This window comes from Denitrificimonas caeni (assembly GCF_027498055.1).
In the GTDB taxonomy this organism is placed as follows: domain Bacteria; phylum Pseudomonadota; class Gammaproteobacteria; order Pseudomonadales; family Pseudomonadaceae; genus Denitrificimonas.
This window is the reverse complement of sequence record NZ_CP114976.1, coordinates 1,145,586-1,167,182: the sequence shown is the minus strand read 5'-3', so window position 1 is coordinate 1,167,182 and position 21,597 is coordinate 1,145,586. Positions and strand designations below refer to the sequence as shown.

At 50.7% G+C, this 21,597-nt stretch carries 21 protein-coding genes and 1 riboswitch; of the genes, 8 read left to right on the top strand and 13 right to left on the bottom strand.

Features of this window, described 5'->3' with window-relative positions; translation table 11 throughout:
* Positions 1 to 152 precede the first annotated feature (152 nt).
* Both recQ and O6P33_RS05580 read left to right on the top strand, forming a co-directional pair.
* Complete coding sequence (recQ, locus tag O6P33_RS05585; protein ID WP_269819219.1) at positions 153 to 2,297, top strand: DNA helicase RecQ; 2,145 nt, start codon at positions 153 to 155, stop codon at positions 2,295 to 2,297.
* 336 nt (positions 2,298 to 2,633) lie between these two features.
* A complete protein-coding gene (locus O6P33_RS05580; RefSeq protein WP_269819218.1) occupies positions 2,634 to 3,014 on the top strand; it encodes a putative zinc-binding protein in 381 nt (126 codons plus the stop codon).
* Here O6P33_RS05580 and ribD read toward each other — a convergent pair.
* The 9 genes from ribD to O6P33_RS05535 all read right to left on the bottom strand — a co-directional run bounded on the left by ribD (position 3,011) and on the right by O6P33_RS05535 (position 9,716).
* Positions 3,011 to 4,117, bottom strand: a complete 1,107-nt coding sequence (gene ribD, locus O6P33_RS05575) for a bifunctional diaminohydroxyphosphoribosylaminopyrimidine deaminase/5-amino-6-(5-phosphoribosylamino)uracil reductase RibD (protein WP_269819217.1) — start codon at positions 4,115 to 4,117, stop codon at positions 3,011 to 3,013. The two genes, O6P33_RS05580 and ribD, sit on opposite strands and share 4 nt — an antisense overlap.
* Entirely contained in the window at positions 4,114 to 4,599 is a 486-nt protein-coding gene (gene nrdR / locus O6P33_RS05570) for a transcriptional regulator NrdR (RefSeq protein WP_269819468.1), read from the bottom strand. The genes ribD and nrdR overlap by 4 nt, the downstream gene beginning before the upstream one ends.
* 137 nt (positions 4,600 to 4,736) lie before the next feature.
* Positions 4,737 to 5,381: a retropepsin-like aspartic protease family protein gene (locus O6P33_RS05565; protein WP_420094978.1), complete on the bottom strand. Its 645-nt coding sequence runs from the start codon at positions 5,379 to 5,381 to the stop codon at positions 4,737 to 4,739.
* Positions 5,382 to 5,399: 18 nt separating this feature from the next.
* On the bottom strand, positions 5,400 to 5,885 hold the full coding sequence (locus O6P33_RS05560) for a phosphatidylglycerophosphatase A (protein ID WP_269819215.1): 486 nt from the start codon (positions 5,883 to 5,885) through the stop codon (positions 5,400 to 5,402).
* Between the two features lie 14 nt (positions 5,886 to 5,899).
* Positions 5,900 to 6,865 (bottom strand): thiamine-phosphate kinase, encoded by a 966-nt coding sequence (gene thiL, locus O6P33_RS05555; protein ID WP_269819214.1) that lies wholly within the window; start codon positions 6,863 to 6,865, stop codon positions 5,900 to 5,902.
* A gap of 44 nt (positions 6,866 to 6,909) precedes the next feature.
* Positions 6,910 to 7,404, bottom strand: coding sequence for a transcription antitermination factor NusB (gene nusB / locus O6P33_RS05550; protein WP_269819213.1), 495 nt, complete (start codon positions 7,402 to 7,404; stop codon positions 6,910 to 6,912).
* A complete protein-coding gene (gene ribE, locus O6P33_RS05545; RefSeq protein WP_269819212.1) occupies positions 7,401 to 7,877 on the bottom strand; it encodes a 6,7-dimethyl-8-ribityllumazine synthase in 477 nt (158 codons plus the stop codon). Before ribE ends, nusB begins: the two co-directional genes overlap by 4 nt.
* Positions 7,878 to 7,934: 57 nt before the next feature.
* On the bottom strand, positions 7,935 to 9,038 hold the full coding sequence (ribBA, locus tag O6P33_RS05540) for a bifunctional 3,4-dihydroxy-2-butanone-4-phosphate synthase/GTP cyclohydrolase II (protein WP_269819211.1): 1,104 nt from the start codon (positions 9,036 to 9,038) through the stop codon (positions 7,935 to 7,937).
* A gap of 15 nt (positions 9,039 to 9,053) precedes the next feature.
* Positions 9,054 to 9,716, bottom strand: a complete 663-nt coding sequence (locus O6P33_RS05535; protein ID WP_269819210.1) for a riboflavin synthase — start codon at positions 9,714 to 9,716, stop codon at positions 9,054 to 9,056.
* A gap of 119 nt (positions 9,717 to 9,835) precedes the next feature.
* A riboswitch (FMN riboswitch) is annotated at positions 9,836 to 9,996 on the bottom strand.
* 331 nt (positions 9,997 to 10,327) lie between these two features.
* Here O6P33_RS05535 and O6P33_RS05530 point away from each other — a divergent pair.
* From O6P33_RS05530 to O6P33_RS05510, 5 genes are all read left to right on the top strand, one after another.
* Positions 10,328 to 13,180, top strand: a complete 2,853-nt coding sequence (locus O6P33_RS05530) for a valine--tRNA ligase (protein WP_269819209.1) — start codon at positions 10,328 to 10,330, stop codon at positions 13,178 to 13,180.
* A 75-nt stretch (positions 13,181 to 13,255) separates the two neighbouring features.
* A complete protein-coding gene (locus O6P33_RS05525; protein WP_269819208.1) occupies positions 13,256 to 14,233 on the top strand; it encodes an ABC transporter substrate-binding protein in 978 nt (325 codons plus the stop codon).
* Between the two features lie 69 nt (positions 14,234 to 14,302).
* Positions 14,303 to 15,193 carry an ABC transporter permease gene (locus tag O6P33_RS05520; protein ID WP_269819207.1) on the top strand — a complete coding sequence of 297 codons (891 nt, stop codon included), beginning with the start codon at positions 14,303 to 14,305 and terminating at the stop codon, positions 15,191 to 15,193.
* A 1-nt stretch (position 15,194) separates the two neighbouring features.
* Complete coding sequence (locus O6P33_RS05515) at positions 15,195 to 15,989, top strand: ABC transporter ATP-binding protein (RefSeq protein WP_269819206.1); 795 nt, start codon at positions 15,195 to 15,197, stop codon at positions 15,987 to 15,989.
* Position 15,990: 1 nt separating this feature from the next.
* On the top strand, positions 15,991 to 17,820 hold the full coding sequence (locus O6P33_RS05510; protein ID WP_269819205.1) for an SLC13 family permease: 1,830 nt from the start codon (positions 15,991 to 15,993) through the stop codon (positions 17,818 to 17,820).
* Between the two features lie 678 nt (positions 17,821 to 18,498).
* Here the strand turns inward: O6P33_RS05510 and dcd are convergent.
* Positions 18,499 to 19,065, bottom strand: a complete 567-nt coding sequence (gene dcd / locus O6P33_RS05505) for a dCTP deaminase (RefSeq protein WP_269819204.1) — start codon at positions 19,063 to 19,065, stop codon at positions 18,499 to 18,501.
* 331 nt (positions 19,066 to 19,396) lie between these two features.
* On the opposite strand from dcd, the gene O6P33_RS05500 reads away from it, so the two are divergent.
* Complete coding sequence (locus O6P33_RS05500) at positions 19,397 to 19,609, top strand: cold-shock protein (RefSeq protein WP_151183899.1); 213 nt, start codon at positions 19,397 to 19,399, stop codon at positions 19,607 to 19,609.
* A gap of 156 nt (positions 19,610 to 19,765) precedes the next feature.
* Here the strand turns inward: O6P33_RS05500 and O6P33_RS05495 are convergent, their stop codons facing one another.
* The 3 genes from O6P33_RS05495 to rnd all read right to left on the bottom strand — a co-directional run bounded on the left by O6P33_RS05495 (position 19,766) and on the right by rnd (position 21,572).
* On the bottom strand, positions 19,766 to 19,990 hold the full coding sequence (locus tag O6P33_RS05495; protein ID WP_269819203.1) for a hypothetical protein: 225 nt from the start codon (positions 19,988 to 19,990) through the stop codon (positions 19,766 to 19,768).
* 167 nt (positions 19,991 to 20,157) lie between these two features.
* Complete coding sequence (locus O6P33_RS05490; RefSeq protein ID WP_269819202.1) at positions 20,158 to 20,451, bottom strand: YcgL domain-containing protein; 294 nt, start codon at positions 20,449 to 20,451, stop codon at positions 20,158 to 20,160.
* A complete protein-coding gene (gene rnd, locus O6P33_RS05485) occupies positions 20,448 to 21,572 on the bottom strand; it encodes a ribonuclease D (RefSeq protein WP_269819201.1) in 1,125 nt (374 codons plus the stop codon). Before rnd ends, O6P33_RS05490 begins: the two co-directional genes overlap by 4 nt.
* Positions 21,573 to 21,597: the final 25 nt, after the last annotated feature.

The window sequence follows — 21,597 nt, the reverse complement described above, 5'->3', positions numbered from 1 at the left end:
TGATTACCATAAAAAATAGAATTGAGCCCTGATTGTAGTCCAGCTCAACCAGAACAGCTAGGGATTGCCAGCATGTAAACCTGCTCTAACGCTAAAGATTCAGCCCCAGGCTAATTTACGCGTATAATGACCAGCTTGATTTGGAGAATGGCATGCAAGATCAGGCGTTACAGACGCTAAAAAGTGTTTTTGGCTATGATGCGTTTCGCGGGCAACAGTCAGCCATCATTGAGCGCATTTGTGCAGGCAATGATGCACTCGTGCTGATGCCCACAGGCGGCGGTAAATCCTTGTGCTATCAACTGCCAGCAGTTCTGCTCGATGGCTTAACTGTGGTGGTATCACCACTGATCGCCTTAATGCAGGATCAAGTCGCGAGCTTAGAAGAGCTTGGCGTTGCCGCTGCAGCACTGAACTCATCACTGAGTCATGATGAGCAGCGTGAAATTGCTGAGCGATTACGCCGCAACGAAATCAAATTACTTTACTTGGCTCCAGAGCGCTTGGTAAAGCCACGCATGCTGGCGTTTTTGCAACACTTACCCATTCGCTTATTTGCCATTGACGAGGCGCACTGTGTTTCGCAGTGGGGCCATGACTTTCGCCCAGAGTATTTACAGTTAGGGCAACTGGCGGAATTATTCCCCAATGTGCCGCGCATTGCTTTAACCGCCACTGCCGACACCCGTACGCGCGAAGAAATCATTACCCGCTTGCATTTGCAAAGCGCAGAATGTTTTCTCTCAAGCTTTGATCGGCCGAACATTTTTTATCGCATCACCCCTAAAGACAACCCGCGCAAACAGCTACTGGATTTCTTGGCACAACGTAAAGGGGATGCAGGGATCGTCTATTGTTTATCGCGTAAAAGTGTCGAATCCACTGCTGAGTTTCTTAGTAGCAAAGGTTTTCCAGCCCTGCCCTATCATGCGGGTCTAGACAATAACCTGCGCGCCTTCCACCAAAAGCGTTTCCTCAATGAGGAAGGTTTAATTATGGTGGCCACCATTGCTTTTGGCATGGGCATTGATAAATCTAACGTGCGCTTTGTCGCCCACTTGGACCTACCTAAATCTTTAGAAGCCTACTACCAAGAAACCGGCCGCGCCGGACGTGACGGCCTACCTGCTGATGCGTGGATGGTGTATGGCCTGCAAGATGTACTGATGCTCAAGCAGATGCTCGCCAACTCAGAAGGTGACGAGCGGCACAAGCGCGTTGAGCAACACAAACTAGAAGCAATGCTGGCTCTTTGCGAAGAAACCCGCTGCCGCCGCCAAGCTTTACTGGCCTACTTTGATGAAGACATGCCGGAGCCTTGCGGTCACTGTGATAACTGCATTGATACCATTGAAACCTGGGACGCTACTGAAGCTGCGCGCCAAGCCTTATCGGCAATTCACCGCACCGGTCAGCGCTATGGGGTTGGTTATTTATCAGATGTGCTACAGGGCCGTGAAAATGATCGTGTGCGTGCTCTAGGCCATCAACATTTAAGCGTATTTGGGATCGGCAAAACCCTCAATGACCATCAGTGGCGCTCGCTGTTTCGACAGCTGGTGGCGCGCAACCTGATTGATGTGGATGTGGAAGGTTTTGGCGGACTGCGCCTATCGGAAAGCTGCCGACCATTATTGCGCGGCGAAACTACACTGTTACTGCGCCGTGACCTCACCCCTCAAACCCGCCCAACCCGCAGTGCCAGCCAAGCCAGTCAACTGGTTCGCAGCCATGAGCGCGAGATGTGGGAATCGTTACGTACTTTGCGCCGCCATTTAGCTGAAGAGCACAGTGTACCGCCCTATGTCATTTTCCCCGACTCAACTCTCTTAGAAATGCTCCGTGAACAACCAGAAGACCTGGATGACATGGCGCAGATCAGCGGTGTGGGCGCACGCAAGCTGGAACGCTACGGTGCTGCATTCTTAAAGGTTCTCAATCAACAAGAAAGTGCCGCCAGCAAGCCAGCACCGAGCAGCCAGGACTTACGCCACGAGTTAGTGACCCTAGCCCGCAGCGGCATGACTCCAGAACAGATCGCACAACAGATGCAGTGCAGCCTGAAAAATGTCTACTCTTTAATGGCCCAAGCCATTGCCGGTAACTTGTTGAGCCTTGAACAAGCTCTCGACCTGCCGGAAGAATTAATCGGGCAAATTCAGGATGCTTTTTTACAAAGCGATGGTGAGCTGCCCAGTGTTGCCAGTATCGCAGACCAGTTCACTCCACAGATCGAAGAAGGGGTGCTCTACTGCGTACGCGCAGCCTTGCAAGCAGAGTTTGGCAGCATTGTTTAATGCCCCTGCTTTTACAACTTTGCCGTTTAGCAGGGTGCTTTTCTGCAACTAGCAAACCGTTGCGCGTCAATCTGCCACAGCCTTGATTGACGCGCATCAAGCCACTCTTCAGTCTTTTCTTAAATACTGCAGATGACGCACAAACATTGTCGTAGCCAACAACCTTCCCGGGTACGTGTCTAACTTACAATGTTTGTGCGGCATTTAACTCTCAAGTACAGCCTTTTGAAAAGTCTGTGCGCAGATTCAGTTTTATGCGTCTTGATAGCTATCAAGGCGCATTTTTTTGTGCCATGCAACACTGCTGCCATACGCCTTGGCAAGCAGAGGTCACAGATGTCTCGCACACAAAAACCCTTAATTTACTCATGCTCTGGCTGTTCAAATGTCGCCCAGCTCGCCAATTCACTTGCCGTGCGTATCGACCGTGCGGGGCTTGCGGAAATGTCTTGCATTGCCGGTGTCGGCGGCGATGTAAAGCCTTTGGTAAAAAAAGCTCAGTCGGCGCGACCAGTGCTGGTCATTGATGGTTGTCACTTACACTGCGCCAAGGCCTGCTTGACCCGTCATAGCGTGGAAGCCGAAGTACACATCACCCTAAGCGATTTTGGCTTACGCAAACGCTACGGGGAGGACTGCTCAGCAGAACAAGCCAATGCGCTATTTACTGAATTGAGCAATATTATTGCCAGCGACAAGCTGCTAAAGCAGGATTAATGCGCAGGCAACGGACGAGCAATAATGCGCCAGTCGTCATCGAGCGCACGCATCTCTGTGATCTTTAAGCGCACCGCATCAGCCATCATGTCAATCGGTAACTGCATGAGCGGCTGCGCACTGGAGCCTAAAAGGGTTGCGGCCATATAGATATACAGCTCATCCACCAGCCCCGCCTGCATAAAAGCGCCAGCTAAGTGCGGCCCTGCCTCAACCATTAATTCATTGACTCCGCGGCGGCCAAGCTCCTGCAGCAAAGCCACTAAATCCACATGCCCGGCCACTTCAGGCAACTGAATATATTCAATATTGGCAGTGTTGGCAGGTGGTTTTTGATGCGTAACAACTAGAACTGGACCAGCTATAAAAAAAGCCAAATCAGTCGACACCCGCAAACCACCATCAATTACGATGCGCAATGGCGGTCGAGATAAGGCCAGATCACGTAACTCAGCATCGAGCGGTAATTGCTCGGCACGCACGGTTAAACGAGCATTATCGGTCATCACAGTATCCGCACCGGTGATGATGGCACTGGAGCGCGCCCGCAACACTTGAACATCAGCTCGAGCAGCAGGGCCGGTAATCCACTGGCTTTCACCGCTGGCCATCGCCGTGCGACCATCTAAACTCATGGCGAGCTTTAAGCGCACAAAGGGTAAGCCCTGCTCCATACGCTTAACAAAACCACAATTGAGTGCGCGCGCAGCAGCAGTGAGCTCACCCTCAAGCAGATCCACCTGAATACCTTGGCCACGCAAACGCGCAATACCGCGCCCTGCAACTTGGGGATTAGGATCTTGCATGGCAATCACCACTCGCTGCACACCGGACTGTACTAGAGCGTCCGCACAGGGCGGGGTTAACCCCTGATGACTGCAAGGTTCAAGCGTGACATAGGCCGTTGCACCACGGGCTAATACGCCTGCCTGACGCAGTGCATGCACTTCCGCATGCGGCTCACCAGCACGTTGATGCCAGCCCGCACCCACCACCTGCTCACCTGCAACTACAAGGCAACCAACCCGCGGATTGGGATGCGTACTGTAGAGCCCTTGTTCAGCGAGACGTAACGCCTGGGCCATATAGGCTTGATCATTCATTGGTCTGCAGCATCATCATCGGCATTAGCGGAGCTACTGGCCATCAGATCAATTTCTTTGCGAAACTCATTGAGATCCTGAAAACGGCGATAGACTGAGGCAAAGCGGATATAAGCCACTTCATCGAGTTTTTTCAGCTCATTCATCACCAACTCTCCCACCACTAGCGACTGCACTTCGCGCTCACCGGTAGCGCGTAATTTACGCTTAATGCGTGCCACAGCCTCCTCTAAACGTTCCAAACTAACTGGACGCTTTTCCAAGGCTCGCAGCATGCCGGCACGAAACTTTTCTTCATCAAAGGGTTGGCGACTGCCATCTTGTTTAATTAGACGCGGCAAAATTAAATCAGCAGTTTCAAAGGTGGTAAAACGGTCTTCACAGAGCAAACACTCACGACGTCGACGCACCTGATCGCCGTTAGCAACCAAACGCGAGTCAATCACCTTGGTATCATTGGCACCACAAAAAGGACAATACATACGGACTGTTCGCTTATTCATTACAAAGAAGCCGATAGTAGCCTATCTTTCTCTGAAGCAAAACTGGCCAGCAGTCGTACAGCTGCTTAGGCTGCTATTTTTCCACTCAATTGCTACAGCAGCGCAAACACAGTGCCTTAATGCTTGGCTTCAATAATCAGCGCGCCCTGCTCTTCGCGCCAGCTCACTCGGCTGAGAAAACTCATGCCCAGCAAAACATCCCGCGGAAACTCACTATCGAGCACCATGGCGTCCACTCCGAGCACTTCAATACTGCCAATTTTTACGCTATTGAGATACACGCGCCAAGCTTGCTCTACGCCGCTGGCAGTGCTGACTGTTACTGGTGTACCGCTGACCTTAAAGTCCAGCCCTAAACGCCGCGCTTGTGCGGCATTCATAGCAATGCTGCTGGCACCTGTATCCACCATAAAAGGCACGCTATTGCCATTAATTGAACCGGTAATCCAATAATGCCCGGCAGCCCCCTTACTAATGGTTAAGCGCCGCTTTTCTGGTGTGGCAAAGCCACCACTGCCATAGTCACGGCTCAATGTATGGGTACTGGTTTCACCATTAATGCGCAACACCGCAGAACGGCTATCAGCACTAATGACTTGAATCCCTTGCGGGCCTGCTTGCCCTGCTTTAACTAAAGTGCGCTGACCATCAATACTCAGCACCGCAGCATTCGGAAACAAGCCCACTACGCGCACATTAGGTTGAGCAAAACAGTTGAGACTGAAAGCCAAAAAAACAATAGATGCCGTCCAACGAGCCAAACCCGCCATAGCCACTTCCTAATTAATCCACAACAATAGATCTGACCACCACAGCGCATAGAGCAATACTGCAGCAAATATTCCAGCTAGGACATCATCCAACATGATGCCCAACCCCCCACCTAGATTGCGATCCAAAAGGGAGATAGGCCAAGGCTTTAAAATATCGAAAAAACGAAACAGCAGAAAACCTAAAATCCACCACTGCCAAGCATTAGGTAAGAAAATCAGGGTTATCCAAACCCCCACCATTTCATCCCAAACAATGCCGCCATGATCATGCACCCCTAAATCTTCAGCCACTTGACCGCACAGCCACACGCCAAAAATAGCTGCCAGCACAATCACCACTAAACCCAGCCACAATGGCAGCAGATAGAAAAGCGGCATCACCGCCAAGCCCGCCAAGGTGCCCCAAGTTCCAGGGGCTTTTCTAGCTAAGCCAGTACCAAAGCCAAACGCAAGAAAATGCCAGATATTGCTCCATACTTTGGGGGCTTGCATAGCCTGTATCTCCCTCAATTAAAATGCCGATAGCCGCTGTACGACTGCGTGACGCTCTGTCCAGCTTGATCCAATAGCTGCACACCTTCACCAGCACAGACTTGACCAATCACCTGCACCGCTGGAAATTGCCGCTGCAACGGGGCAAGCTGCGCAGCTGCAATAGTAAAGGCTAAGTGGTAGTCATCACCACCACTTAGCGCACACTTTAATCCTGCCGCCGCACCCAATAACTGACTCGCTGCCACAGATACGGGCACCTGACTTTGCTGAATTTGCAGACACACCTTGGAGGCTTTGGCGATATGCCCGCAGTCTGCCAACAAGCCATCGGAAATATCCAGCGCAGCATGGGCCTTGCCACGCAAATACTGGCCTAGCGCCAGTTGTGGCTGCGGTGACCAGTAAGCATCGAATAATGGCTGCAAGATAGCGGCCGGGGTGTCCTGCGCTTTTATCTCATCCAGCAGCAACGGCACTGCAGCAGCAGCGGCGCCTAGCGGGCCACTGACACAAAGCACATCACCAACTTGCGCCCCAGAGCGCAATAAAGTCTGCTGTAATGGTGCAGCGCCCAACACCGTCACCGTCATAGCTAAAGGACCGCGGGTGGTGTCACCGCCCACCAAAGTAATCCCGCAGCTCTGCGCCATCGCACTTAAACCTGCACTAAAGGCTTGCAGCCACGTTGCATCCAGCTGCGGTAAGGTTATGGCTAAAGTAAAACCGATGGGAGTAGCGCCCATCGCTGCCAAATCACTGGTCGCCACCGCTAACGTGCGTTGACCCAATAAAAATGCTGGGGCGTTTTCCGGAAAATGAATACCACTGACAAGCGTATCGGTGGATACTGCGCAGCTATGCCCTGCAGGAACCTGCAGTAACGCGCAATCGTCACCAATACCTAAAGAGACATTTTCACCGCCCTGCGCACAGGCAGAGTCGGTGAAAAAATGTTGAATCAACTCAAACTCATTCATCCAGTCGCACCCACCAGGTTAAATCTTGGCAAGTGCGGCCAGACTTATTTTTTATTGAGTTTAGCGTCACGTATTTCTGCTCCGCGCAAACGCAGGGCCAACTTATCTAAGACACCATTGACGTACTTGTGGCCATCGGTAGCACCGAATGTTTTCGCCAATTCAATACCTTCGTTAATCACTACGCGGTACGGTACATCAATGCGTGTACTCAGTTCCCAAGTGGCTAAACGCAAAATTGCCCACTCCACTGGATCCAGCTCGTCCATGGGACGATCCAAATACGGCTCAATTAGCGCATCAATCTCACTTTTCTTGCCGGGCACACCGCGTAAAATCTCATTAAAATAAACGCCATCCACACCGTCGAAATCGTTATCGACGCGAAACTGCGCTTCAATTTCATTGAGGTTCTGCCCAGCCACATGCCACTGGTATAAGGCTTGCATTGCCAAGGTACGCGCCACACGGCGCATGGCAATACGGCCCTTAGCCCGCGGCGGCGGGTTATCGCGACAGTCGTCGTTGTTTAAGCTCACTTTGCCTCCAGCTGCGCAAGCAGGCTGACCATTTCCAGCGCTGATGACGCGGCTTCCACACCTTTGTTACCGGCTTTAGTGCCTGAGCGCTCAATGGCCTGCTCAATGGAGTCAACCGTCAACACACCAAAGGCCACGGGCACACCAAATTGCATTGATACTTGCGCTAAACCTTTAGTGCACTCGCCTGATACATACTCAAAGTGTGGTGTGCCACCACGAATCACTGCGCCTAAAGCGATAATCGCAGCGTACTCTTTACGCTCTGCTACTTTCTGTGCAACTAAAGGCAGCTCAAACGCACCCGGCGCACGGATCACGGTGATATTGTCTTTGCTCACACCGTGGCGTACTAATGTATCAATTGCGCCTTCAACCAAGCTTTCTACAACAAAGCTGTTGAAACGGCCAACAACCAGCGCAAACTTGCCTTGTGGGGCAATAAAGGTACCTTCGATTGTCTTCAAGGTCATGATTTTTCATCCTAATAAAGAGCGAAGGAGCGGCGCTAGTTGCCGCTCCAATAACAGTTAATCCTGCGGTTGCAGGTATTCTACAACTTCTAAGTCGAATCCGGATATGGCATTAAAGCGCATTGGCGTACTTAATAAGCGCATTTTACGCACACCCAGGTCACGTAGGATCTGTGAACCAGCGCCCACGGTGCTGTAAGTCCCTGGGGTTTTTGCCGCTTTAGCACCGCTACCACCCAACTGACGCTCTAAATGCTCAAGCAAATTAGAACCCGTCATTTGATTACCCAGCAATAGCACTACACCGCTACCGGCCTTGGCTACTTGCGCCATGGCCGCGCGCAAACTCCAACGATCTTTCTGTTTCACCATAAACAAATCGCGCAGCGGGTCCATATTATGCACCCGTACCAACGTAGGTTCTTCAGGGCTAATAGTACCTAAGGTCAAGGCCAAGTGAACATCGCCCACGGTGGATTCACGGTAGGTTACTAAATTAAACTGCCCCAGCTCACTGTCGAGATTTTGCGTCGAAACACGCTCAATAGTGCGCTCATTGATCATGCGATAATGAATTAAGTCGGCAATGGTGCCGATTTTAATTCCGTGCTCTTGAGCAAACACTTCCAACTCTGGGCGGCGCGCCATGGTGCCGTCATCGTTCATAATTTCACAGATCACGCCAGTTGGCTCAAAACCACCTAAGCGGGCCAAGTCACAAGCCGCTTCGGTATGCCCAGCCCGCGCCAAAACGCCGCCCGGTTGCCCCATCAGTGGGAAAATATGACCTGGGCTGACGATATCAGCGGCCACAGCATCTTTGGCCGCTGCAGCTTGCACCGTACGGGCACGGTCAGCAGCGGAAATGCCGGTGGTTACGCCTTCCGCGGCTTCAATGGAAACGGTAAATTTAGTCCCAAAGCCCGAACCATTGTGTTGCGCCATCAGTGGCAAGCCTAAACGCTCGCAGCGCTCAACACTCATCGGCATACAAATCAAACCGCGGGCATGCTTAGCCATAAAGTTAATGTGTTCTGCAGTCACGCACTCTGAGGCAATGATTAAATCACCTTCATTCTCGCGGTCTTCGTCATCCATTAAAATGACCATTTTACCGGCACGTATATCTGCAACAATTTCTTCAATAGTATTTAATGACACTGGATAACCCTTCAATTAAGAACGCATAAAGCCATGCTCTGCTAAAAAACCGGCAGTAATGGCTTGGCTAGTTGGCTCAGCGGCGTGCTCACCTTGGAGTAAACGCTCAAGGTAGCGAGCAATTAAGTCGATTTCTAGATTAACTAAATGCCCTGCTTGGTAATCCGCCATGATGGTTTCTTGCAAGGTGTGCGGCACAATAGTCAGTTCAAACTCGCTGCCATTGACACCATTCACCGTCAAACTGGTGCCATCCACGGTGATCGAGCCTTTCATGGCGATATAGCGCGCCAGCTCTTTCGGTGCGCGAATCCAAAACTCAACGGCGCGCGCGCTGTCACTGCGTGATAGCACCTCACCAACACCATCAACGTGACCACTAACTAAGTGCCCACCTAGACGGGTAGTCGGCAAAAGAGCTTTCTCTAAGTTAACTTGACTGCCATTTTTAAGATTCACAAAGGCACTCCGGGCCAGTGTTTCACGGCTGACATCGGCGCAAAAGCCATCGCCTGGCAATTCAACCACGGTTAAGCACACGCCATTAACGGCGATACTGTCACCCAGTTTCACATCACCTAGATCTAACTTTCCGGTAGCCACGCGTACGCGCACATCACCACCCGTTGGGGTCATGCTGCGAATCTGGCCTACGGCTTCGATTATTCCTGTGAACATAAAACCTCCGCACAATACGAACTCTGCATATTCGCTTGTGTCGATCTCCTGTTTAAGAACAAACAAGGCTTTTTTTGATCGAATGGGAGTGTGCCATGCAAGGTCTGCACGGTAACGGATCCCGCTCTCTCTTCATCCGGACTGTAACCGTCGGCCTTGGGATCGCACCAAGTCTGCTGACCTTACTCACCTTAAAAAAAGATCAATAAGCGCTCGTGGGCTATGCCTGTATCAGGCAATTACCACCGGTGGGGAATCTCGCCCCGCCCTGAGAACGTCACTAGCACTTTTTATCTGTGTTAGCGGCGTACTTTTTACCATAAATTGCCTTGCACTGCACCATCTGCCTGAGCTCTGCGCCGAGATTTTCAAAGTCTCTAGACTCATCTTAGCTGTGCGCAACTCGCTGTAAGCAAGCTCGCCTGCTGCTCTCACGCCAAGCAGCACTCAACGCTAAGCGCTACAAGCACACACCCATAACCTGACTAACAAGCGGTAAATCGTCACTTTATTCGTAAAACATCAGCCTTAACCTATGGCCAGGCTCCGTTTGACGGTATACTTTACGGTTTTCCGATTAGCCGTCTTTTATTTAGGGGTCCCACTGCATTATGGATACGACCTATCAGCCGCATGCCATTGAAACCACTTGGTACCAGGATTGGGAAACCAATCAATACTTTGCCCCGCAAGGTTCTGGCCAGCCGTACACCATTATGATTCCGCCGCCGAACGTCACCGGCAGCTTACATATGGGTCACGGTTTTAATAACGCCATTATGGATGCGCTGATTCGCTACCGCCGTATGCAAGGCCGCAATACTTTGTGGCAGCCAGGTACTGACCACGCCGGTATCGCCACGCAAATGGTGGTGGAGCGCCAATTGGCGGCCCAAGGTCAAGACCGTCATGATCTGGGCCGTGAAGCCTTCCTCGATAAAGTCTGGGAGTGGAAAGAAGAATCAGGCGGCACTATTACTCGCCAGATTCGTCGTCTGGGCAGTTCGGTGGACTGGTCCCGTGAGCGCTTCACCATGGATGACGGTATGTCAGACGCGGTGCAAGAAGCCTTCGTACGCCTGCATGAAGACGGCTTAATTTACCGTGGCAAACGTCTGGTCAACTGGGATCCTAAATTCCACACTGCAATTTCTGACCTTGAAGTGGAAAACCATGACGAGAAAGGTCATTTATGGAACCTGCGCTACCCTCTAGCTGACGGTGCTAAAACAGCTGACGGGAAAAACTATTTAGTGGTGGCCACCACCCGCCCGGAAACCATGCTCGGTGATAGCGCGGTTGCGGTACACCCAGAAGATCAGCGCTATAAAGCCCTAATTGGTTCGTATGTGGAGCTGCCTTTAGTCGGCCGCCGCATTCCCATTGTTGGCGATGACTACTGTGACCCAGAGTTTGGTACTGGTTGTGTAAAAATCACCCCAGCCCATGACTTCAATGACTATGAAGTGGGTAAACGCCATAACCTGCCCTTGATTAATATTCTTGACCAAGATGCTGCAGTGTTAGCTGTGGCGCAAATTTTCAATGCCGACGGTTCGGTCAATGACTCGCTAGATAACAGCCTGCCAGCCGAGTTTGCCGGTCTAGATCGTTTCGAAGCACGCAAGCAGATTGTCACCGCTATGCAAGCTGCCGATTTACTGGTGAGCATTGATGATCACGCCCTGAAAACGCCGCGCGGCGACCGTTCGGGCGCAGTGATAGAGCCTTGGCTCACCGACCAATGGTACGTATCCACTAAGCCACTGGCCGAGCCTGCAATTGCTGCAGTGGAAGATGGCCGTATTCAATTTGTGCCCAAGCAATACGAAAACATGTACTTCAGTTGGATGCGCGACATTCAAGACTGGTGCATCAGCCGCCAACTCTGGTGGGGCCACCGTATTCCAGCCTGGTACGACGATGCGGGCAATGTTTATGTCGGCCGCAACGAAACCGAAGTGCGCGAAAAGCATAATCTGGGCGATACTAATCTGCGCCAAGACAATGACGTGCTGGACACTTGGTTCAGCTCAGGCTTATGGACGTTCTCCACCTTAGGTTGGCCAGAGCAAACTGACTACTTAAAAACCTTCCACCCCACCGATGTGTTGGTGACCGGTTTTGACATCATCTTCTTCTGGGTCGCACGCATGATTATGCTAACCATGCACCTGATCAAAAATGAAGATGGCACACCGCAGATTCCATTTAAAACTGTCTATGTGCATGGCCTAGTGCGTGACAACCAAGGGCATAAAATGTCCAAGTCGCGCGGTAACGTGTTAGATCCACTGGATATCATTGACGGTATTGATCTAGAAACCTTAGTGGAAAAGCGCACCAGCGGCATGATGCAGCCACAAATGGCCAAGAGCATTGAAAAGCAAACCCGCGAAGAGTTTGCCGATGGCATTGCCAGCTATGGCACTGACGCCTTGCGCTTCACCTTCTTATCACTGGCCTCTACCGGCCGTGACGTGAAGTTTGATATGGGTCGCGTGGATGGCTACCGCAACTTCTGCAATAAAATCTGGAACGCTGCCCGTTATGTGATGATGCAGTGTGAAGATCAGGATTGCGGCTTAGACAATGCAACTGTAGAGCTCACCGTGGCAGACCGCTGGATCATCTCACAACTGCAGCGCACTGAAATTGAAGTGGCGCGTCAGTTGGATAATTTCCGTTTCGATCTAGCCGCACAAGCGCTGTATGAGTTTATCTGGCATGAATACTGTGACTGGTACTTGGAGCTATCGAAGCCAGTGCTTTGGGATAAAGAAGCGCCCGTTGAGCGCACCCGCGGCACCCGCCGCACTTTAGTCCGCGTACTGGAAGCGGCACTGCGTTTAGCCCACCCATTTATGCCCTTTATCACTGAAGAAATCTGGCAACGTATCGCGCCCATGGCCGGTAAAACTGGTAAAACCATTATGCTGCAGCCGTTCCCCTGCAGTGACAGCAAGGGCCTTGATGCGCAGGCAGAGGGTGATATTGAGTGGCTCAAAGAGCTGATGCTAGCGCTGCGCAATATCCGTGCAGAAATGAATATCAGCCCCGGCAAGCCTATTCCACTGTTCCTTGGCAACACCACTGCGGAAGATATTCGCCGCCTAGAGGTCAACCAAGTCTCACTCAATAAGCTGGCCAAGCTTGATACCGTCACCCTACTGAGCTCAGACCAAGAAGCACCGATGTCGGCCACTGCCATGGTCGGCGAGATGCAAGTTTTAGTCCCCATGGCCGGTTTGATTGATACCCAAGCTGAATTAGCCCGCTTAGATAAAGAAATTAAGCGTTTAAATGGTGAAATTAAACGTGTGGTTGGTAAGCTCTCCAACCAAGGCTTTGTCGCTAAAGCGCCAGCCGATGTAATTGAAAAAGAACGTGCTAAGCAAGCAGATTACGAGCAAGCATTAGCCCGTTTAACTGAACAACATACGCGTATTGCCAGCTTAGACTAAGCTGATTTATCTCCCTATAAATAACGGGGTTGAGTGAGCTTTTTCGCCACCACCCCAATGAAGAGGCATGCACATATGACGACATTTTCAAAAAAAGCACTGCTAACATTGAGCGCACTTACCTTGGCCATGGGCACTTCATTCGGTGCTTTAGCAGAATCGGTCAAATCAGTCGCAGTCACCGCAATTGTTGAACACCCAGCGCTCGACTCCGCTCGCGATGGCGTTTTAGATGCCCTCAACGAAGCCGGCTACAGCGAAGGTAAAAACCTCAAATGGCAATACCAAAGCGCCCAAGGCAACACCGGCACTGCAGCACAAATCGCCCGCAAGTTTATTGGCGACCAAGCTGACGCCATCGTAACCATTGGTACCCCCTCTGCCCAAGCGGCAGTGGCTGGCACCAAGCGCATCCCCATTGTCTTTACTGCGGTGACTGACCCAGTCCAAGGCCAGCTCACGCCAAGCTGGGAAGCCAGCGGCACTAACGTGACCGGTGTTTCCGACGTCCTTGAGCTGGGCAAGCAGATGGAGCTGGTTAAGCAAGTAGTACCTGAAGCCAAGCGCATTGGCATCGTCTACAACCCCGGCGAAGCCAACTCTGTTGCGGTGGTCGAGGCACTAAAAGAAATCTTGCCGCAATATGACCTGACTCTGGTTGAAGCCGCCGCACCACGTTCAGTGGATGTGGGCAGCGCAGCACGCAGCCTCGTCGGTAAAGTCGATGTGATTTATACTAACACCGACAATAACGTGGTCTCCGCTTATGAAGCGCTGGTAAAAGTCGGTAACGACATGCAGATTCCTTTGATTGCATCGGATACCGACAGTGTTAAGCGTGGCGCCATTGCCGCCCTTGGCGTGAACTACCATGATTTAGGCCTGCAAACGGGTCGCATCGTGGTGCGCATACTAGAAGGCGAAAAGCCCGGCGATATCAAGCCGCAAACCAGTGAAAACATTCAGTTGTTTATCAACTTAGCCGCTGCTGAAAAACAAGGCGTGACCTTGTCAGAAGAGCTGATTGAGAGCGCCACTGAAGTAATCCGTTAATACCCTACCGCGCCCCGAGTACTGCACAGTGCTCGGGGTCTTTTAATTTAGCCTTCGGTCAACCTGCCCATGTCCCTGTTTTCAATGTTTGGTGCCCTTGAGATCGGCCTGATCTTTAGTTTAGTGGCACTCGGGGTGTTTATCTCCTTCCGCTTACTCCGCTTTCCTGACTTAACTGTTGACGGCAGCTTCCCCTTAGGCGGCGCTGTGGGTGCATTATGCATTTCCAGCGGCATGGACCCCTTTCTAGCCACTGCCCTGGCAGCGCTCGCCGGCGCTTGTGCTGGCGTGCTCACCGCAATTTTAAATGTGCACTTAAAAATCATGGATTTACTGGCCAGTATTCTCATGATGACCGCCCTGTACTCCATTAACTTACGCATTATGGGCAAGCCCAACATTCCTCTGATTATGGAACCAACTGTGTTTACCATTCTGGAGCCCAGCTGGCTGATCGACTATATTGCCCGCCCAGTAATTTTAATTATTGTCGTTATCCTCGCCAAGCTCGCGCTGGATGCTTATTTTTCCACCCGCCAGGGCTTGGCCATTCGCGCCACCGGCTCCAACCCTCGCATGGCCCGCGCGCAAGGCATTAATACTGGCGCAATGATTATTTTAGGCATGGCCATTTCTAATGGTCTGGTCGGCTTAGCCGGCGCCCTATTCGCGCAAAGCCAAGGTGGCGCAGATATCTCCATGGGCATTGGTACTATTGTGATTGGTTTAGCCGCAGTGATTGTCGGCGAGAGCATTCTGCCGTCGCGCAAACTGTTTTTGATTACCTTAGCGGTGATCTTGGGTGCTATTGTTTATCGTTTCTTTATTGCCTTAGCCCTCAACAGCGACTTTATCGGCTTGCAAGCACAAGACCTCAATTTAATTACTGCATTGCTGGTCACCTTTGCTTTGGTGATCCCACTACTCAAACAGCGCATGTCACGGCGCAAGAGGGTTTAAGATGCTTAAAGCCAATGATTTACACATCACTTTCAACCCCGGCACGCCCATTGAAACCCGTGCTTTATGTGGCATGTCCCTGCAAATTCCTACCGGCCAGTTTGTCACCGTCATTGGCACCAATGGGGCAGGCAAATCCACTTTCCTCAACGCTATCTCTGGTGATTTAGGGGTCGATAGCGGGAGCATTTTAATTGATGATATGGATGTCACGCAGATGCCTGTTTGGGAGAGAGCCAAACAAGTTGCGCGAGTATTCCAAGACCCAATGGCCGGCACCTGTGAAGATCTGACCATTGAAGAAAATATGTCGTTGGCAGAACAGCGCGGCCAACGTCGCGGCCTGAGCCGTGCAGTTAAAGCATCGCAGCGGGATAACTTTCGCGCCCACTTAGCGACCTTGGGCTTAGGCCTCGAAAACCGCTTACACGACCGCATTGGCTTACTCTCCGGCGGTCAGCGTCAAGCAGTCAGTTTGCTCATGGCAGCTTTGCGCCCATCACAAATATTGCTGCTTGATGAACATACCGCAGCGCTCGATCCGCGCACCGCTGACTTTGTGTTACAGCTGACTGAGCGCATTGTCGCCGAAAAACAGCTGACCACCATGATGGTGACCCACAGCATGCGCCAAGCTCTAGATGTTGGCGATCGCACCATCATGCTGCACCAAGGTCAAGTAGTGCTGGATGTCAGCGGTGATGAACGCAAAGGGCTGGGGGTAGCTGATTTGCTCGCAATGTTCGAACAAGTGCGCGGCGAAAAACTGGCCGACGACGCTTTACTGCTGAGCTAAAATGAACCTGCAGCTGGGCTGGGTACTGCTCCTGCTATTTTGCGCAGTGGTGTTATTTGTCCGCAACAAACCACGTATGGACGTGGTTGCCATACTGATGATTGTGGCTCTACCACTGACTGGCGTGCTCACTGTGCAAGAAACCCTTGCGGGTTTTAGCGACCCCAGCGTTGTGGTGATCGCGGCGCTCTTTGTCATTGGTGAAGGTTTAGTGCGCACGGGCATTGCTTATCAACTTGGTGAGCGCTTAATGCAGCGTGCCGGCAGCAGTGAAACTCGCCTGATCGTACTATTGATGCTTACCGTAGCTGGACTCGGTTCAGTCATGAGCTCCACCGGTGTGGTAGCCATTTTCATCCCCATTGTGCTTAGCATCTCTGTGCGCCTGAATATCCACCCAAGCCGCCTTATGATGCCCCTAAGCTTTGCCGGCTTAATCAGCGGCATGCTCACTCTGGTTGCGACCCCGCCCAACATGATTGTCCACAGTGAACTGGTGCGAGCGGGCTACAGTGGTTTCAGCTTTTTTTCTTTTGCCCCCATTGGTTTAACTGTCTTGGTTTTAGGTGTCATCTATATGCTTGCCACACGCCACTGGCTGGCCAGTGCCGACAGTCAAAAAGCCGCCGGTGAGCCACGCCACCATATTGCCGACCTTGTGCGTGATTACCGTTTGGCGGGTCGCGAACGACGCTTACGCGTGCGCCCAAACTCCAACCTCGTCGGACAAACTTTAAACGAGCTACAGCTGCGCAAACAATACGGCATTAACGTGATTGCCGTAGAGCGCCAGCGGCGTTTCCGGCGCACCCTGCTCGGCGCTACGGGTAGCACTGAGCTGCGCAGCGGCGACGTCCTACTGGTCGACTTAGTAAGCCCCACCATTGATCTATTAAACTCCTACTATGAACTGGGCATTGAACCTGTTGCCATGCAAAACAGTTACTTCAATGACCACCACCGCACCTTAGGTGTCGCTGAAGTAATGCTACCGCCAGACTCACGCTTAACCGGCAAAACCATTCAAGAGCTGGGCTTTCGTAGTAAGCGCAAACTTAACGTCATTGGCCTACGCCGCAATCAACACGCTTTAGATGGTTTATTAGTTGATGAGAAGCTGAAAGCTGGCGACACCTTACTGGTGGCAGGTAACTGGCAAGATATTCGTAACTTACAAGGTCATAACCGGGATTTTTTAGTCCTGAGTCTACCCGCCGAAGTGGATGATGTGGCGCCGGCGCTCAGCCAAGCACCTCACGCCTTATTTAGCTTGGCAGTGATGGTCATCTTGATGGTGAGCGGCATTGTACCTAACGTTCTTGCGGTATTTATTGGCTGCCTATTAATGGGTGCTTTTCGCTGTATTGATATGGAAAGCGCTTATCGCTCCATTCACTGGCCAAGTATTTTACTGATTGTTGGCATGCTACCCTTTGCCCTAGCGCTGCAAAAAACCGGCGGGATTGCTTTAGCTGTGGAAGGCTTATTGGGGCTATTTGGCAATGCTGGGCCACGGATGATTTTGGCAATATTATTTATCACCACAGCAGTGATCGGACTCTTTATTTCCAACACAGCCACTGCAGTACTCATGGCTCCAGTCGCCATTGCCAGCGCTCAAGCACTGCAAGCATCCCCAGCCCCCTTCGCTATGATCGTGGCCTTGGCTGCCTCAGCAGCTTTTATGACGCCCATTTCCTCACCGGTTAACACCTTAGTGCTGGGACCCGGTCAGTACAGGTTCAGTGATTTTGTGCGCATTGGCGTGCCTTTTACGCTGATTGTGATGTTCGCAAGCGTGCTTTTAGTGCCGATACTTTTTCCTTTGTAAGGGCTAGAGCAGTCATGCATGAACGCTATGCACCTGTGGTAGTACATGTCTTAAAACTAAACATGACTTGCGCGTGCCGTACTGGATGAATACCGCTTTTCCCTCAATGCGCTTTCCCAGCGCCATTCGGGCACTACGCTATCCTTGGCGACGCTTACCACGATACTCATGCACTACTCATTGATCCGTGATGTTGCTGGCAAGATTGATGCACGTCTCTTGAAAAGCACATCTGCCAGTAAGCTCTCATTATTTACCAGCGTTTTTAGAAGCCTAACGCGCGCGCATTTAAAAAGAACGCTGTCTTATTCATTCAGACACTACAGATGCTCAATGCCTGCTTCGATGTTGCTGTGACGAGCGAAGCCATGGATGGCGCAGCGCCGGATTTGCCCCCCTGCTGGGTTCATCGATGGAAAAACAGCAATATCGAAGCACAGCACAGCGCGCAACTTCAGTCGATATATTTAAGCACTTTACGAGCGGGCCGCCTGCGCAGTCAGCTCATATCAACAACTCTTAACCTCAGTAGAGATATTCAAGCTTTTGCGGGCGAGCTGCCCGCGCTCCCAAATCGAGCGCAGCACTGACTATCCAAAACTAGCGAAGTACAGGCAATAAAAAACGGCAGACTGCTCACACAATCTACCGTTTCAGTTAACGCTCAGTTAAACAGCATTAGGCTCGCGGCAGAGTTACACCGCGCTGTCCTTGATACTTACCATCACGGTCCTTATACGACACTTCACACTCTTCATCTGATTCAAAAAACAACATCTGCGCAACACCTTCATTGGCATAAATCTTTGCCGGCAATGTCGTTGTATTCGAGAACTCAAGTGTCACATGCCCTTCCCACTCTGGCTCAAGGGGCGTCACGTTAACGATAATTCCACACCGAGCATAAGTACTCTTGCCCAAACAAATGGTCAGCACATTGCGTGGAATCCGGAAAAACTCCACAGTACGCGCCAAAGCAAACGAGTTAGGCGGGATAATACACACCGGCCCCTTCACATCGACAAAACTCTTCTCATCAAAGTTTTTCGGATCCACCGTCACCGAGTGCAAGTTAGTGAACACCTTAAACTCATCAGCACAGCGCACATCATAGCCATAACTGGATACACCATAAGAGATCAGACGCTCATCACCCTCATTGCGCACCTGACGCTCCACAAAAGGCTCAATCATGCCGTGCTCTTGCGCCATACGACGAATCCACTTATCGGGCTTTATGCTCATACGAACCTTCCTAAACTCTGGGTATTTAAGTCAATAAAATTTGACCGTAGTTTACCTGCAACAGCTAAGAGTTAACACAACCCAGCCAGCAAGAATGAACCCTGCCTATAAAATATAAACCTTAGCCTTTTGGATCATTTTTAAAATAATGCTGGCACTTCAGTAAAAAACAGGTAAAGTACACCTCACTGCTGCTGCAAATGTGTAACCGTGAATCAATATATGTTTAGATCTCGATCCAATCATTGCTACGACTCCTGTAACTCCTTGCGCTCAGTATCACCTTGGGCTCAGCCTAAGTATAATTTTACTTCGTACAAGGAGACATACAATGTCTAATCGCCAAACTGGTGTAGTTAAATGGTTTAACGATGAAAAAGGCTTCGGCTTCATCACTCCTCAATCAGGTGACGATCTTTTCGTTCACTTCCGCGCTATCCAAAGCGACGGCTTCAAAAGCCTTAAAGAAGGCCAGACTGTATCTTTCGTAGCTGCTCGCGGCCAGAAAGGTATGCAAGCTGAAGAAGTACAAGTTGTTTCTTAATTTGTGCTCCTGAAAAAACCCGCTTCGGCGGGTTTTTTTATGCCTGTAATTTGTCAATGCTTAGCCACTGACAAACCAAACATAAATAAAAACGCGCCACTTACAAAAAGCAAACCTTTTATAAGTGACGCGCAGTAAAACTTTTTAACTATCTAGCTAGCTTTTTACGGCAGGCTTTGCACCAGGTATCTCAGCAGGCTTACGCGTTGCTGGTGTAGAACGACGGAAATAACTGACCTGTTGCTGTCCACTAATTCCACGTGGCACTTCTTCAATCTCACCACCTTTCTTTAGGAAAGCGGCTGTTTGTTCTTCAAGTGTTGTACGCGAAGTCACAGCTTCTGCTGGCTTCGTACGAGTACTAGAACCTTTAATACGCATGACGACCTAATCCTCCTCAAAGGTTTTGGCCCACTATAATATGCCAAAAACGCATAAAAGTCAAAACCATATAACTTTTAGCTATAAAAAAGCAACACTAAGAACGTTTTTAAAACTTAACCGCGAAACAGCCGCAAGTGAAATAACCCATGCAGAGCAAAGATCACTCACACGGGATCATTGCGACGCAATAACTCCTCCGGCCAATGCACAATATATTCATCTTCTGGTGGCGGCATTTGCAAATGGTAACCTTGCGCGTCTAAGTTTTTTAGCACCTCAACAATATCCTCCCGAACCAAAGTTCTCTCGGGCGTTAGCACCAAATCAAATGCGTGCTTAGCCGGACCAAACAACTCTAGCAAAGGTGCTGGCACACGCTTCAATGCATCTGCCCGCAACACATACAGATACATTCCGCTCTTCTTAGTACTATGATAAACCGAACAAATTCGTTTCACTGTATATCCTCTAAACACTGCAATAATGACTCACCCAGCAACTCTCGGCGCCACCCTTGCAAACTCTCCGGCAAAGTATAAGGGCCACTGGGGTAGCCGCTACGCAAAAGCTCTTCAAGGATTTTTTTACGCAGCATCATTTCTGGGGCGATATCGAGCTTCCCCCCAAGATCCAGACCTATTTTGCGTAAACGCTTTAATAGTTTAGTTGCCTCAACGGGCAAAGGCTCAGGCAGGGCCGGCGGCCAATCTTGCTCAGGCAAACCCTTGGCCTGCTTAATCAGACTTAATAAAGTAGCACCTTCTTTACGCAAGATACGCGGATGCATATCCTCCAACTGAGCCAGGTGCGTCATATCTCTGGGTTGCTCATTGGCCAACGCCCACAGCGTACTCTCACGAATAATGCGATTGCGCGGCACATCACGCGCGCGGGCTTGCAACTCGCGCCATGCTGCCAACTCTCGTAACACTGCAAGCTGCTGCGGGGTCAACTTCCACGCTAATTTCACTGTACGCCAAAACTCGTAAGGGTCAGGCTCTTGCTCATAGCTGGCAACTAAAGCGGCACCATCTTCCAACACCCAAGCATACTTTTGCTCAGTCAACTGCTGGGCAAGCGCTTGATAGACATCAACTAAGTAGGCTGTATCTTGCGCTGCATAAAGCACTTGCAGCTCGGTTAACGGGCGCTGCAACCAATCAGAGCGGGTCTCGCCTTTAGGCAGCTCAATGTCTAATAGCTGCTCCACTAAACGTGAATAGCCCATTGAAAAGCCAATATTTAAATACCCAGCAGCTAACTGCGTATCAAACATTGGCGCAGGCAGAGCGCCCACCAGCAACGAAAACACTTCAAGGTCCTCGCCGCAAGCATGCAGCACCTTGACCACCTGCGGATTATTAAAAAGCTGCGCTAAAGGCTGCCAATTATTAATCAACAAAGGATCAAGCAAGTAAGTATTTTCACCATCACTGACCTGCAACAGGCCGGCAATCGGGTAGAAGGTATCAACGCGGATAAACTCAGTATCCAAGGCTATAAATGCTAATGTATTCCAATATTTGCAGCGCTCTGCTAGCTCAGCGTCGCTGCATATCCAGTTAATTTGTATGGTCACAAGGATGGTTCCTTAAAATTCACCT